General features: G+C 64.0%; 10 protein-coding genes and 1 pseudogene. 4 read left to right on the top strand and 7 right to left on the bottom strand.

The genetic code is table 11. The features are described from left to right. Window positions 1-42 precede the first annotated feature (42 nt). Window positions 43-1,511, bottom strand: a pseudogene (locus BN3906_RS15385) (IS1634 family transposase); the annotation flags it as partial. A gap of 496 nt (window positions 1,512-2,007) precedes the next feature. On the opposite strand from BN3906_RS15385, the gene BN3906_RS13920 reads away from it, so the two are divergent. After that, complete coding sequence (locus tag BN3906_RS13920) at window positions 2,008-3,420, top strand: LGFP repeat-containing protein (protein WP_078056999.1); 1,413 nt, start codon at window positions 2,008-2,010, stop codon at window positions 3,418-3,420. Window positions 3,421-3,807: 387 nt separating this feature from the next. Here BN3906_RS13920 and BN3906_RS00540 read toward each other — a convergent pair whose 3' ends face one another. Then, window positions 3,808-4,071, bottom strand: coding sequence for a hypothetical protein (locus BN3906_RS00540; RefSeq protein WP_066582939.1), 264 nt, complete (start codon window positions 4,069-4,071; stop codon window positions 3,808-3,810). Between the two features lie 631 nt (window positions 4,072-4,702). Between BN3906_RS00540 and BN3906_RS00535 the strand changes: the two genes are divergently transcribed. After that, window positions 4,703-4,996, top strand: coding sequence for a YeiH family protein (locus tag BN3906_RS00535; RefSeq protein WP_066582937.1), 294 nt, complete (start codon window positions 4,703-4,705; stop codon window positions 4,994-4,996). A 111-nt stretch (window positions 4,997-5,107) separates the two neighbouring features. Next, a complete protein-coding gene (locus BN3906_RS00530; protein WP_147592677.1) occupies window positions 5,108-5,587 on the top strand; it encodes a hypothetical protein in 480 nt (159 codons plus the stop codon). Between the two features lie 20 nt (window positions 5,588-5,607). Here BN3906_RS00530 and BN3906_RS00525 read toward each other — a convergent pair whose 3' ends face one another. The 5 genes from BN3906_RS00525 to BN3906_RS00505 form a co-directional block, all read right to left on the bottom strand. Continuing rightward, window positions 5,608-7,059, bottom strand: coding sequence for a lipase family protein (locus tag BN3906_RS00525; RefSeq protein WP_066582933.1), 1,452 nt, complete (start codon window positions 7,057-7,059; stop codon window positions 5,608-5,610). A gap of 103 nt (window positions 7,060-7,162) precedes the next feature. Then, on the bottom strand, window positions 7,163-9,760 hold the full coding sequence (mgtA, locus tag BN3906_RS00520) for a magnesium-translocating P-type ATPase (RefSeq protein WP_066582931.1): 2,598 nt from the start codon (window positions 9,758-9,760) through the stop codon (window positions 7,163-7,165). An 83-nt stretch (window positions 9,761-9,843) separates the two neighbouring features. Then, a complete protein-coding gene (locus BN3906_RS00515; protein ID WP_078056998.1) occupies window positions 9,844-10,803 on the bottom strand; it encodes a hypothetical protein in 960 nt (319 codons plus the stop codon). A gap of 79 nt (window positions 10,804-10,882) precedes the next feature. After that, window positions 10,883-12,388, bottom strand: a complete 1,506-nt coding sequence (mtr, locus tag BN3906_RS00510) for a mycothione reductase (protein ID WP_078056997.1) — start codon at window positions 12,386-12,388, stop codon at window positions 10,883-10,885. Between the two features lie 54 nt (window positions 12,389-12,442). Continuing rightward, the gene (locus BN3906_RS00505) at window positions 12,443-13,615 is read right to left on the bottom strand and encodes an alpha/beta hydrolase (protein ID WP_227871224.1); all 1,173 of its coding nucleotides are present in this window, start codon (window positions 13,613-13,615) and stop codon (window positions 12,443-12,445) included. 242 nt (window positions 13,616-13,857) lie between these two features. Here BN3906_RS00505 and mqo point away from each other — a divergent pair, with 242 nt between their 5' ends. Further along, entirely contained in the window at window positions 13,858-15,336 is a 1,479-nt protein-coding gene (gene mqo, locus BN3906_RS00500; RefSeq protein WP_066582926.1) for a malate dehydrogenase (quinone), read from the top strand. Window positions 15,337-15,359 lie beyond the last annotated feature (23 nt).

Here is a 15,359-nt window from a genome sequence, read left to right as displayed (position 1 = left end):
CTCCCGGGCAAGCCAGATCAGATGTCACCTCACCGTGCAGCAGACCCCCTCGTGCCCGCCCACATTGATCCGCATCTCCCGGTAACCCTGCAGCGTCTGTACCAGTTTCTTCAACGACCACCCTGATGTCGACTCCAGCCATCGACCCACAGCCAGCGCCGCCATCACCACCGTCAGGTGTGCATCAATCGACTGCTTGAGCGTGTGGAAGATCGGTCGGGCCTTCAGGTCCGACTTCGCCATCCGGAATGACCGCACAATCTGAAACAAGCGACGGTAGTACCCGATGATCACCATCGGATCCTCCGACAATCTGCTGGTCACATACGCTTTGATCCCTGCCGGTTCCCGGTGCTGACTGGCGAGTTCGAGGTTGACTTCCTTGGTCGCCCTGCCCAGCTTCACGTACCGGTTGCGCTTGACCGGGGTATTGCCTTCGGCGATGTTGCGGGCCTTGCGCAGTGACTCGTCGATCCCCTTCACCGTCCGCCGGGCCCGGTCGGTGGAGTAGTGGTAGATCGTCCGTGACGGTCGGATCCCCTTTGGCCGGGTCACCGGGATCGCTGGTCACCCAGATCTGATCGTGGGTGTACTCGACCCCGGGGCTGTCGTTGCGCCACTTCCAGATCGGGTACGGCAGTTCCCTGGTCTTGCCACCCAGGACATAGGCCAGGCCGGCGGTGTCCAGGTCCCGCCGGTTGGCCTCACTGATCATCCCCGCGTCGGCGACGACAGTGACGTCATGCAGGACGTAGGTGTCCATGAACGCTTCCACCGAGGGAAGGAACGTCTTCGTTTCCGCCTTGTTCCCTTCAAAGGCCTGGATACACCGCGGGAAACCGTTCACGTCAGTGAGCATGCCGACGGTGAGTCTCAAGGCTCGATCCGGCGTACTTTTGAGAACCCTGGTTCACGGAACCCGTCACCTTCGTCAGCTTCTTGAGTCAGAGGGTCGTGACGTCGCAGAGCACCAGTGAGGTCGGCCCGATGCCCGCATGATCAGCACACACACTGGTCACCGCATCACGGAACTCGTCGGTGGCGTAGCGAGGCAGTCGACTCTTGATCGTCGAGTAACTCGCCGAGGTTGCTCCGGCTTCGGCCAGCCTACGCATGGAGTCGTATTCCGAGACTGGCTGCAAGATCCGGGCGGTCACCAGGCCGGCGAACACATCGTCACTGCCGGCGGCGACGTCCAGGCCGATCGCCCTGTAGGCGGTGCCGATCGCGTCCAGCAGGTAGCCGGAGCGTTGTGCGGTGACCTCCCACGGTTGCTCTTCGGTGCCTGTCCCACGGACTGCTGAGATGTCGGTGACATCGAGGTCCAGGCCGAGTTCGAGCTGGTCGCCCTGGAGTCGTCGGGCTACTTCGGCTTTCAGCGCCGCGAGTTCGGTATCGCTGTGGGCGGAGCCGATATGTTCCATCGAGGTGGCACCACCACCGTAGGAGTAGATGATCTGCACCGCAGTAGCCCCGGAGGCGGTAGTCACGGTGCGGGTCCTGGGCTGCATGTTCAGGAGTCTACCGGTCCAGGACTGCTTGCTTAGTCCGGTTTTTCGCTGAATTCCACGGAAGCCACGCAGGTCACAGACTTAGATTAAGTGACAACACCGAAACGTGAGCCAAGTCAGGTTGGAGGGCGGGCCGGCCGGGCCGCAGGGCTGGCGAACACAAGCCCGGTGACGCTCCGCGGACCGGTCAACACCGGGGCGGAACTACTCGGTGTCCTGGTCCTGGCAGATACCCAGACCGTCGGCGATGGTGTGCACTGTCCGCAGGACGTCAAATCCAACATCCTTCGAGCTCTTAGACCAGCACATCGAACAGATCATCCCTATAAAGCCACGTGCACTTCACATACTTTCACAGGATTCTCCTCCTACCTATTGCGCACTTCTCATGTCTTAGGGTAGGCTCCCCTTTAATGATGCATCGACACGAAAGGCTGCCTTGAAAATCAACAGACAGTGAGCATTACTTGCGCTCGCCACATCCATCTTTCTGCCAATGACAACCGTGAGCCCAGCACAAGCAGCAGAATTCCACGGCCGATGGATCAACGGAAGAATCCTGGAGGCATACAACCGTCTCGGTGGACACCGCGCAATCGGAGATGCCACAACTGATGAACTCAATGCCGGAAGAGATGGAAAGTTCCAAGTCTTCGACAAAACGCTAAACTCCATATACTGGCATCCCATGGTCGACAATGGTGTCGCACATCAGGTAAAAGGACGCATACGCGATAAGTGGAGAGACTTCGGGTGGGAAAACGGCAGACTCAAGTATCCAACTACCGATGAGATAACTCCCCCTGACGGGACAGGTAGATTTAGTCATTTTGAAGGGGGATCGATTTACTGGCATCCTCAAACTGGCCCAGCCGAGATAGAGGGACGGATACGCGACCGTTGGCAAGAAGTTGGTTGGGAGACAGGAACTTTGGGATATCCCACTACCGATGAGATGACGCCTCCTGACGGAATTGGAAAATTCAACCACTTTCAAAATGGTTCAATATACTGGACACCTGACACCTGCGCTCAAATTGTAAAAGGAAGAATTAGAGACTATTGGTCTTCTAGAGGATGGGAAGCGGGACCACACGGATATCCTATTGGCGAAGAATACAACGTAGAAGGGGGAGTGCAGCAGAACTTCCAAAATTTGAATATTCAGTGGGTTCCCAGCATATCTCAGCAACTCCCTACCGGAGATCACACCGTCTGGGATGGATATCAGTTGCAGTACCCGGTCATCGCCCAGGATGACAGATGGACTCCCAATTCTGTAAACAGAGAGGTAACAGAGCATTTTGATGCATACTTCACATTCACTGGCTGTGGCCAGAAATTACGGGTTGGCGATAGATGCGACCTCAAAACTGTAATTGACACCATCGCTGGACCAGCACCAATAGAAGTCACTTCCATATCGAACGATGTTTTCAGTTTCAAATCTCTGGAAGGACACCCCGAAGGTGCGGGTCGCACAATCACTTTCCGATTCGTATCGAAGCCCGGTGATTTCGATGTCTCGAAGAAAAATGTGCACCTTATCGTAACCGCATGGGGTCCGACCTCAAAGGCAAGTTTGGCTGGACCGTTTAACTCGCAGAGTCTAGCGAGGTACTCATGGGGTAAATTCTCTAGGAATCTCAACGAGCGAATCAATAATGCCGGCACAGACTACCTTACAGAAGATAAGTACGTTGACTCGGCAAGATCTAGGTCTATGTCTACTGTTCCGAATGACGACATCGGCCTCGACTCCCCTGTGGTCAAACTTCCCGATGAGGAATTGGACTGGGTTTCCACATCCGTTCCACTTGTGCCACTCGACGGAACGCCGGCTCCCGAGGAAGTTCCCCAGCATGTTGTCCAAGAAGTTCTTTCCGAACAGAAAAATTCTATACAATAGATCTAACCTTGCCGCGGAAACAAACTATTAGGGAAGAACATGACGATATTCTCGGGCATTTTTTTTGGAGTAATATACGCATTTGTACTAGTCGGCGTCAGCGGCATTCTAATGCGAACTAACGCTTTGAAGTTCAAAATTACACCCAAGCGCTATTTGAGAATCAGTATGATAGTCACATGCATTCTATCTATTCTCATTACAATGGTAGACAGAAAACTAGATCCTGCAACGCTGGTAATTCTATTTTTTGCTGGCTTTCAAATAATATGCGTTATTTCATCATATCTCGTTCCTGAGGATATCAAGTCTGTTAGGCGCGAGAAGCAAGACCCGTCAGATGGAAGAAACACGTGATTTCAGCTCAGAAAGATCACATTCTCGACGTCATATCTCGCGGGTGGGAAATATTGTAACTTCCGACAGCTGGACTGTCTCTCCCATGGCGAGCTTGCCGGCGGCACTGTAGGCTTCGTCGGCTTCGACCAAGAGACTGCTCCCCTCAGCGTCATCGATGTTCCCCGGATCCGTGATCGTGCCGACCGCGAGGTCGGCGGTAACGAACTGTTCGACGACGAGGTTCGTGTCGGTAGACAGACTAATACACCTGATGTCAGCAAGGCGTTCAGCAATGGCATGCAGCGTGGTCACAAGGTGTCCTTCGTCTCGGTGGTGTCGGGAAGTGGTATAGGCAATGCCGGGTCGAGAAGGCCCTTTAATCTGAGCATATATCCGACATAATGAGCGAGAATGAAAGAATGAGATATTCGCAAGAGTAGTATCTCGTTCATTAATCTGAAAGTGAGGAATTCGAGACAGCTCGACAGCTGTAGCGCCCCTCAGTGATTATGCAGAGTGACAGACGAGTTTCGGGTCGCCCGTAGTTCCCGAGCTGTGAGTGATAAGCATTGAAGCGTCGGAGTCGCGAGCATCAGGACTTAACCTGGGCATTCCAGTGCCTTCTCCATTTTCCCGGCTAAGGAGGTCATTTACATGGAGGAAATCATACCTCCTAGTGTCGCTCTGAACTGTGCCCTTTCATATCGTGGAAGCAACACGTCGTGACATATGTCATATTCTCGCCGGCTGCGGAGCTGACATCGCGCTATCCGAGGCGTCTATCTGGATGGCCGGCCGAGACTATGGTCGGCATCATCGTTGTTCGCCTGGTGCTGGATGGCACGCCACGGATCGGCCAAAAATCCACGCCACATAGCGATCACATTCACACCTGGCGTATACTGCGACACCCGTCATCGTCTTTGCCCTGTCCTCGATCTTCGTGCAGCCCTGGTCGACCGGACAGCTGGGACTGCCGGACGCCGTCGCCCTGACCGCCTGGTTCGCGGTGAAGGTGGAGCGGGACGCTGACGTACCGCGGCCGGGTGCCCGGGATTTCTGGCGGCGGTTCCCCAAGTTCATCCTCGCCTTCGTCTCGATCGGACTCGAATTCGAGGTGAAGTCACTCCGGGAGGCGGGGGTCCGCCCGGTGGCGGTCTTCGGGCTGGCTACCGTGTTCAATCTGGTGCTCGGCCTTCTGCTGGCCAGTGTCCTCTTCGGCAGTTTCGAGGTCTGACCGTCCCCGCCCCCGCCCTCCGGGGCGGTGGGTCCTCTGCTCCGTTCGCGGGTCAGCTTTTTCTCAGACTATGCTGAAGGTCACAGTCTTAGGCGTGGAGGAGAAAGCACCGTGAAGAAAAGAAGAAACAGGGCATTTCTCAGGGTGGTGGCGGCCACCTGCGCCGTTGTTCCGGCAGTGGCGACAAGCGCCTGCAGCTCCGGGGGTTCCGGCACCCCCTCCCAGGTCACCACGGTCGTGATCAGGGAACCTGCCGTGTCGTCCCAGGCTCCCGCCGAGGCTCCGGCACCCACGCCGGCCGCACCGGGGGTGCCCCGGTCCGCTCCGGCGTGGCAGGTCCCCGCCGGCACAGCGGGCTACGGGATGCGTTACACCGGCTACTACCCGGCCAGTGCCAGTACCTCGGGCGCTTTCGCAGCCGCGGTCTACAGTGCATTCACCGCCACCTACGCGACGACGGGAAATTACCGTCCCACATTGACGGTCACCTCACCTGTCACGGGAGGGACCTACACCATGTACTGCAGTTCCTCGACGGGTCGGAGTGTGCGCTGCGCCGGCGGTGACAATGCCGTGGTGGTCATCTACTGACCGCCGGTCGCCCGCACCGCTCAGAAGCTCCCGCAGTTGTCCGGTGCCTCCACCCCGTTGAACCTGTCGATGATCCACGACACCGCCTCCCCGGACTTCGCCAGCTGGGGCACCATGTGGCCCAGGCCCGTACCCGGCAGGATCGGCGGGGTCTCGTCGGTGACGAACTTCACCGTGCCACCGGCGGCACAGTAGTCGGCGGCGAGCTGGCGGCTCTGCGACCAGGGGATGGTGTCGTCGTTGCGGCCGTTGAGGATGAACACGGGTGCGTCCGGGGTCCTGTTGCCCAGCGTGTAGTGCTCGTTGCCGAGAACACTGCTCAGACTGCTGTCGTCGCGGATGAGGTCGCTGAAGGAGCGCCCGTCCACGGTGAACTTCCGGGAGTCGAATCCGGTCGTTGCCGCGGGGGCGCCTCCGGAGCCGCCGGAGCTTCCCGCGGTACTTCCGGTGGCGTCCGTGTCATCACCGCTACCTCCGGCGACGGTGCAGGTGTCCCTCGTGCTGTCGAGGAACTTCCGTCCCTCGTCGTTGAAGTATCGGTCCACCGTGGACTGCAGTTGCGGGTACCGGACCAGTGCACCGTTGAACGCGAAGCCGAGGACCGAACCCATCGTGGTTCCGTCGACGGTGTCGGCGACGGAGAGGAGCCCCGCCGGCGGGGCTCCGGCGAAGGTCCCCCTGATGTTGAGCTCCGGGGCGTAGGACGCCGCGAGTTCTGCTGCGGCTGCCGCGGCACCGCCACCCTGCGAGTAGCCGTACAGTGCCACGGGGGAGTTCTCCGGGGCACCGGCCAGGGACAGGCCGGCCCTGGCGGCGTCGAGGACGGCGTGTCCCTCCTCGGTGTGGTTGACGTAGGTGTGCTGCCCCGGTGTACCCAGTCCGATGTAGTCGGTGACGATGACCCGGATCCCGGCGGCGGACGCGGCGAGGAACACCGGGTACTCGTAGTTGATGTTGACCGACCCCTTCTCCCGGTCGACGCCGGCGAGCAGCCCCGGTGCGCGGGAAGGGGCGCACTCGTCGCCTGTGCCGCGGGTCCCGGGGGCGAAGACGATGGTGGGGGTGGGTCCGTTCCCCGCCCACTGTCCGGCCGGTTCGATGACGAATCCGCTGGCGGCGACGGTGCTCCCGTCCTGGGCGGTCGAGGTGTAGAGAAGCTTGTCCGCTCTTCCGGGGGCGCCGGCGATGTCGAGGGCGTCGAGGAGGTGCGGGGCGAACTGGCTGCGGATCAGGGTGCCCGGGGCGTCAGGCACGGTCGCCGGGGGAGTGTAGAAGGGGTCGTCGGCGGGTTCGGCGAGGGTGGGGTCTGCTGCGACCAGAGCCGGGGGGACGCCCGGGACCTGCCCGGATGTCGCAGGTGTTGCGGGATCGGCGGTGGCCGGTGTGACGGTGGTGGTGAGGGTGAGGGTGGAGAGGAGTACTGCGGCGCAGCAGGTCCTCACAGCCGTGGTGTGGCGGGTGGAGTAGACCATGTGTGTATCTTAGGTAGCCCTGCGGCCTCCCCGCGCGTCGAGGTACCTGCCCTACCGCTCACCCTGCCCTACCGCTCACCCTGCCCCGGTCACTCTGCCCCGGTCACTTCCGGGTGGTGGCAGGTACGACGGTGTGTCGTGACACCGGCCACCTCAGACGGTTGACCCGGTGGGACGGGCTCCGCCAGAACACGGGTTTGACCATCTCCGTGACGATGACGTACACGACAGCGACGAGCACGGTCAGGCCCACCAGAGACCAGGGGATGACCTCAAGATGCAACAGCACCCCGACGGGGGAGAGCACGATGGTGAACGCGACCACGGCGACAAGTACCGACAGCAGCACCAGGATCGGCGACGGCCGGGACCGCCACGCCGGACCCCGGGTACGCAGACTGAACAGCACCAGTACCTCGGTCAGGACCGAACCGAGGAACCAGGCCGACTGGAACTCGGACTCCCCGGCACCGTAGCCCCAGCGCAGCACCGCGAAGGTGATCAGGTCGAAGACCGAGGACAGGATCCCGAAGACCAGCATGTAGTTGCGGATCAGGCGCATGTCCCACCTCTGGGGGTGGCGCAGCTGCCGCGGATCGACACGGTCGGTGGCGATCGCCGTGGCCGGCAGGTCCGTCAGAAGGTTGATCACCAGGATCTGGGACGCCAGCAGCGGCAGGAACGGCAGCACCACCGAGGCGACCGCCATGGAGATCATGTTCCCGACATTGGCACTGGTGGTCATCTGGATGTACTTCATGGTGTTCGCGAAGGTCCGCCGGCCTGCGCGCATCCCGTCGAGCAGGGCCCGCAGATCCTTGTCGAGCATGACGATGGAGGCGGACTGGGCAGCGACGTCGGCCGCGCCCGTCACCGAGATCCCGACATCGGCGGCCCGCAGCGCCGGGGCGTCGTTGATGCCGTCACCCATGTACCCCACCGTCTCCCCGTCGTGGCCCAGGGCACGCACGATGCGTTCCTTGTGGTTCGGGGTGGTCTCGCAGAACACACGGTTCCGCCGGGCCTCCCGGGCCAGACCGTCGTCGTCCAGTGCGTCGATCTGCGACCCGGACAGTACCGCGGCCGGGTCCAGGCCCAGTTGCCCGGCGATGTGGGTGGCGACCGGGCGGGCGTCGCCGGTGATCATCCGCACCGTCACCCCCGCGTCGGCGAAGTCGGAGATGGTGGTCGCGGCGTCCGGCTTCACCGGGTCCGCGAAGCTCAGCAGTCCCACCAGGGTGAGGTTGTCCTCGACGGCGGTGCCGGTGGGGGTTGAGGCGACGGCCAGTACCCGGAAACCCTGCGAGCCGAGCTGGTCGACCACCCGCCGGACGGTGTCGACAACCTCGGACAGGGGCACGGTACGACCGTCCACGGTGGCGTGGGTGCACACCTCGAGGACCTTCTCGACGGCCCCCTTGGTCACCAGCAAGGGCCCCTCCGGTGAGGCGGGGTCGTCGACGAGGACGGACAACCGTTTGCGTGTGAAGTCGTAGGGGAGCTGGTCGAGGGCACGGGCACCCGCAAGGTCCGTGCCCGCGCCGTGGGCGGCGCGGGTGATGGCCTGGTCCATGGCGTTGGTCTTGCCTGTCTGCAGCATCGCGTTGAGCGCGGCGGTGCGCAGCAGGCCCGGGAAAGCCCTGCCGTTCAGGTCGAGTGGCGCGGACAGGTGGATCTCACCGGCGGTCATGGTGCCGGTCTTGTCCGTGCACAGTGCCGTCATCGCCCCGAAGTCCTCGATGGCGTTGAGCCGTTTGACGATCACCCGGTGGCGGGCGATGACCTTGGAACCCTGGGCCAGCGACAGTCCCACGATCGCGGGGAGGAGCTGCGGGGTCAGTCCCACGGCAAGGGAGAGGGAGAACAGGGCCGAATCGACGACGGGGCGGTCCAGGACCAGGTTGACGATGAAGATCACGATGACCAGGAGGACCATGATGCGGGTCAGCAGCAGGCCGAACTTCGTCATGCCCCGTTCGAAACCCGTCGGCTTCTCTTTCGCGGCAAGCGACTGTTTCACCCGCCCGAACTCCGTGTCCCGTCCCGTGGCGGTGACCACGGCGGTGCCGGTGCCCGAGGCGACATGGGTGCCCGAGTACAGCAGGTTCGACCGGGCTGCCAGGGCAGTGTCCGCGGCGACAGGGCCGGGCCGCTTGTCCACCGGGAAAGTCTCGCCGGTCAGGGACGACTGGTCGAGCTGCAGGTCCGTGGCGGTGAGGACGACGGCGTCGGCGGGAAGGACGTCACCACCGCTGACCTCGATGACGTCACCGGGGACCACGGCGTCGAAGGGAACCTCGGTGGCGGTGCCGTCGCGCCGGACGGTGGCGGTCAACCGGACCGCGCCGAGCAGCCGGTCCATCGAAGCCTGGGCCCCGCGCTCCTGCACGAAGTCCAGCAGTCCGGACAGCAGCACGATCACGAGGATGATCACCGAGTCCAGCCAGTCACCGAGGACGCCGGCGATGAGCGTCGCGACGACCAGGATGATGATGATCGGGCTGGTGAACTGCCGGGCGAGCAGTCGCCAGGGGGAGTTCGCTCCACCGGCGTCGACGGCGCGGGCGCGGGTGGCGTCCAGGCGGGCGGCGGCGTCCTTCGAAGTCAGTCCGGCGGGGGAGGAACCGAGTGCTGTGGCCAGGGCGCCGGCGTCCTCGGTCCAGGGACGGTCCGGCAGCTGCGGTGGGGCGGCGTCATTCACGCTCTCCGGTGTACTACGTCGTCACCGCAGGTGCCCGACGGCGGGGTCCGCCGGACCGGATCCGTTACCCCCGGTGGAGACTCTCAGGCCCGGGCACCGGGCAGTGCTGCGGCGATGACGCCGGGAAGCGGGATTGTCTCCGGCACTGCGGCGACGACCGGTTCCCCGGCGGTGGTGATGCTGTCGGCGATGGCGCGCGCGGTCGCCGGGTCCACCGGGCCGACCACGGAACCGACCCAGTCGGCCGTCGCCTGCACGCCCTGCCTGGCGACCTCCCGCGCCGGCCACAGTGTCATGGTCGCCAGGGAACCCGGGTCCGGGATCAGACCCGCGGGGGAGAGTGCGGCGGCCAGGTCGGCGTCGAGGTCCCCCCGGGTGCCCGTGGTCTGTACGGCGACAGTCCACCCGCCTCCGAAACCCGTGGACGCGTGATAGGTGGTGCGGTCGTCCGACCACCCTGACTTCCACCCCAGGACCCCCGGCAGCAGGGCAACACCGTAGCGCTGGCCGTACCCGTCGGCGGCGACTGTACTGCTCTCCCGCATCGCCGACAGCAGCGGCCCGGTCGCGGTGGGATCCTCCCGGTGCTTCGCCGACAGGTAGCGTGACCAGTCCGCACTGGAGAACTTCCAGTTTCCCCACGTGGACGCCGGAACCGCCGAGGTCATCCCGTACTGCTCCACCTTCGACGGGATCGCCTGCGGATACTTCTGCGACAGTTCGGTGGCCAGGTTGTCGTCGGAGTACCTGACCATGTTCCGGGCCTTCTCCCTGTCCTGCGCACCGCCGTGCTCGAAAACATAGTCGGCGATGAGCAGCTTCGTCAGCGACAGACTGTACCGTGCCTCATTTTCGTTGGGGGTGCCCACGTGAAGGCCGGTCCAGGTACCGTCCACGGACACCTGGGTGCGACCCGGGGCAGAGAGACCGGGGGCGGCGGAGGCCACGGCGGGCGACGCCACGGAGACAACCGTGGCCACAGCGGCCGCCGCGGCCACAGTCGCTGCTGTGGCGGAGGCGGTGAAAAGGCGGGGACGGGGCACGGGCAGGTCTCCTGTTCAGAGGTCAGCGGGTACAGCGTGTCAGCGGGGGCAGTGGTTCAGCAGGCCGGTGCCGGTCGCGTCACTCGAACTCGAGACCGAGGAGGGCGTTCTCCACAAGCTCGGACAGGCCGGGGTGGGGCCAGTACTGCTTCCGGGCGAACTCCACCAGGTCAAGATCGAACTCGATCGCCGTGACCAGCAGCTGGATCAGCGTTGCAGCCTGGGGACCCATGATATGTGCACCGAGCAGCCGCCGCGACCCGGCGTCCGCGATGAGCTTGCAGAAACCCGTCGAATCCTCCATCGCCCAGCCGTAGGCCACATCGGAGTACTCCTGCACCTTCACCGTCAGCGTACGACCGTTGTCACGTGCCCACTCGCGTGCCTCGTCCTCGGTCATCCCCACGTAACCGATCTGAGGACGGGAGAAGACGCCGCCGGGAACATTGTCGAGCTTGAACGGGACCATCTCCTGCTCGTCAGAACAGGCCACGTTGTGGAACACCGCGCGGGCCTCCTGGTTCGCCACGTGCTTGAGCTCGAAATCGTTGGCGGCGTCCCCCAGGGCCCACACCCCCGGCGCGGAGGTACGGCCGAACCGGTCCACCACGATCTTGCCCGCGGCGTCGAGGTCCACCCCGCCGGCGGCACAGTCCAGCAGGTCAGAGTTCGGGACCCTGCCCTGTGCGAGCAGCAGTTCGTCGCAGTCGATCTCCCTGCCGTCGTCCAGTGTGACCGTGACCAGGCCCCCCTCCTCCCGGGCGGAGGTGACCGTACGGCCCAGCAGGTTGGTCCACTGCGAACCGGCAGCGGCGGTGAACCGGGAGCGCACCGTGGCATCGAAGCGGCGCAGCAGGGTGTCCGACCGGTTGACCACGAACACCTCCACCCCCAGCGCAGAGAACACGTGGGCGAACTCCACGGCGATGATGCCGCCGCCGAGGATGACCATGGTGCGAGGCAGTTTCTCCATCCGCATCACATCGGCATTCGTGCGGTAACGTACCCCGGACTCCGCGATCACCGCGGGAACACGCGTACGGGTCCCCGTCGCCAGGACCACCTGGTCCGCAGTCACCGTGACGGTCTGTCCACCCGTGTCGATCCGCAACGTGCGCTCACCGGTGAACCGGGCGACACCGGGGTAGTAGGTGATGTTCGGGGTGCGGGAACCCCGCCGGTACTCTTCCCCGCCCCGCGAGATCGGGTCGATACGGCGTCCGAACACCCGCTCCTGCAGAGCAGGCCAGTCCACCCGCCACAACGGCGGTTCCTCCGGCTCCCCGGTCCCGGGATTCACCGGGGAAAGGTCGTAGCGCCCCGCCTCCGCCAGCTCGGCGGCGACGTCAGCGGTGTAGACGTACATTTTCGTGGGTATGCACCCGACATTGATGCACGTGCCGCCGAAAATGCCTTTCTCGACCAGGGCGATCCGCCGGTCGTCGAGCTCCTCCGGGATCGAGTTGCCTGATCCGGTGCCGATGATGATGAGGTCGTAGTGCTCTGTGTGCTCCGTGCCGGGGTGTGATGCCCGTGCCGCGTCGTCCTGTACCGCGTCGTCCTGTACCGCCGTGCTGTCAGTCATGGACCCGATCGTATCGGCACCACGGGTCCGCGCGCTCCTGCGACCGCCCCGGTGTCAGTTCGCGCCCGCTCCGCCCCTGGACGCGACGACCTGCGCGAGGAACCTGTCGACCGCGGCGAAGGCGGCGTCCCTGGCGTCCTCCCGGGACAGGAAGACGTCGTGCACGGCACCGGGGACGGTGACCACCACGCACCCCGGGTCGACCAGACGGGCGGCCCGACGCATCTGCGAGGGCTTCAGGACCGTGTCGGAACGGAACGCCTCCGGGGCCGGCACCTTCACCCCGGAACCGTCGTCGACACTGCGCCCGGAACCGTCGGCGTCCGAACACACCAGCAGGGTGGGAACACCGGTGGAGAACCCCCCGGACTGCAGTCTGCCGATCTCCCGGGCGACCCCCACCAGCCAGCTGACCTGCTTCGACCTGGGCCTCAACGGCTTGAACCGGCGGTCGTAGTCCCACTCGCCGAACTCAGAGACATGCAGGGTACGTCCGTAGGTGGGGTCGATGCCCCCGGGGACCGGCAGGGTGGGGGCGTGACGGGACACCACAGGGAAGACGCTGCGGATGACGGCGTTGGTGAGCGCGTTGAACTGGAGGTCCAGCCACGGACTGTTGAGCACCACCGCGGCAACGCTGCGGTAGAGGGTCTCCCGGGCGGGGTCCCCGCGCCGGGAGGCGGCGTGCAGACGGGACACGAACATTGTCACGTCCAGGCCACCGGTGGAGTGCCCGACGGGGATGACGTACGGGTGGCCGGCGCCGAGCAGGGATACGGCGACGGAGAGGTCTTCGTCGTAGACGGACTGGCTGGTCACGTGGTGCCAGGTCTGCCCTGGGCGGTGGGAGCGTCCGCACTTGCGCAGGTCGATCCCGTAGACGGCGTAGCCCCGTGCGGTGAAGTGCTCGGCGACATGTGTCTGGAAGAAATAGTCCGTCATCCCGTGGACGAAGAGCAGCGCGGGGCGGGACGCGAACTTCCCGGGGTCCACCCCTGCGGGCCGGTGGCGGATGACCGTGCACACCACCGGGACGCCGGGCGTCTCCCCGTCAGGGTCGTCACCGAGGGACACCGTGGTGTGCTCGTAGCCCTCGCCGAGCATATCCGGAACAAAGTCCAGGTCATGGATACTCAGTCCCAGGGGGTGGGACAGAACCGCGGCGAGGTCCAGGTGGACCGACGCAGGCTCGGGGACGGTGCGGAGAGGGTTCCCGGGTTCATTCACGGACTCCCACTGTACCCGTCGTGCCACCCTTGCAGGCGGGGTCGGGCACGGGTGGGGCACGGGGTGGGCACGGGGGTCGGCACGGGGTGGGTACGGGGTCGGATAGTCAACACGGCACGTCACCGCGTACTATTGCCTGATTGTGGAAGCCCCGGCCCGGCCGGTCCGCACACCGTACCCCGGTGCCGGGACAGTCGGGCCGCGACGGCGGAACAGCAGCGAAGAAAAGGATTGTGCTTAACGTGTCACCCTCCAAGAACGACCACGTCGACGTTGCCCTGGTCGGCGCCGGCGTCATTTCGACCACCCTGTCCGTGATGCTGAAAGAGCTCCAGCCCGAGTGGAGCCAGCTCATCCTCGAACGCCAGGACGTCCCGGCCTCCGAATCCTCGGACCCGTGGAACAACGCCGGTACCGGTCACTCCGCCCTCTGCGAACTGAACTACACGCCCGAGGTCAACGGCAAGATCGACACCACCAAGGCTGTCAACATCAACGAGAAGTTCCAGGTCTCACGACAGTTCTGGTCCTACCTCGTCGAGAACGGCACACTGGGGGACCCCCGCGAGTGGATCAACGCCACCCCGCACATGTCCTTCGGACACGGTGCCGCGGACGTCGCCTACATCAGGGCGCGCTACGAGGCGCTCAAGGACAACCCTCTCTTCCCGGACATGCAGTTCACCGACGACCCGGAGGTCTTCGCCTCGAAGGTCCCGCTGATGGACAAGGGGCGCGACTACTCCGAAGGAGTCGCACTGTCCTGGATCAACGCCGGCACCGACATCAACTACGGTGCACTGACCCGCCAGTACCTCGGTGCCGTGACCTCCCACGGAGTCAGCATCCGTTACGGCTCCCAGGTCAACGACGTCACCCGGGAGGGTCAGGGCTGGAAGCTGACCGTCAGGAACCTCCACAACGGTGACACCACCACCGTGCACGCCAAGTTCGTCTTCATCGGTGCCGGCGGAATGGCCCTGCCCCTGCTGCAGAAGGCCGGGATCCCGGAGATCAAGGGCTACGCCGGCTTCCCGGTGTCCGGCCAGTGGCTGCGCTGCACCAACCAGGAACTCATCGACCAGCATGCCGCGAAGGTCTACGGCAAGGCCGCCGTCGGTGCCCCGCCGATGTCCGTGCCCCACCTGGACACCCGTGTCATCGACGGCCGTAAGGGCCTGCTGTTCGGCCCGTACGCGGGCTGGACCCCGAAGTTCCTGAAGCAGGGTTCCTACCTCGACCTGTTCAAGTCCCTGCGCCCGGGCAACATCCCCTCCTACCTCGGCGTCGCCGTCCAGGAGATGGGACTGACGAAGTACCTCGTCACCGAGGTGCTGAAGAACCAGGCTGCGCGGGTGGAGTCCCTGCGCGAGTACATGCCTGACGCCCGCGACGAGGACTGGGAGCTGGTGACCGCCGGCCAGCGCGTGCAGGTGATCAAGCCCGCCAAGGCCCCGAAGTTCGGTTCCCTGGAGTTCGGTACCGCACTGATCAACTCCGCCGACGGCTCGATCGCCGGCCTGATGGGTGCGTCCCCGGGAGCCTCCATCGCCCCCTCGGCGATGATCGAGGTCCTGCAGGCCTGCTTCTCCGACAAGATGGACGCCTGGACCCCGAAGCTCCGGGAGATGGTGCCCTCCTACGGTCGCCGGCTCTCCGAGGACCACGCCCTCTACCGCGAGCAGTGGGACCGCAGCCAGAAGGCGCTCAAGCTCGCCTGACGGTGGTGTGACGGGCACAGTAC

The sequence above is a fragment of the Corynebacterium provencense genome, from assembly GCA_900049755.1.
In the GTDB taxonomy this organism is placed as follows: domain Bacteria; phylum Actinomycetota; class Actinomycetes; order Mycobacteriales; family Mycobacteriaceae; genus Corynebacterium; species Corynebacterium neomassiliense.
Note: the sequence above shows the minus strand (reverse complement) of the source record. Positions and strands in the feature narration are given on the sequence as shown.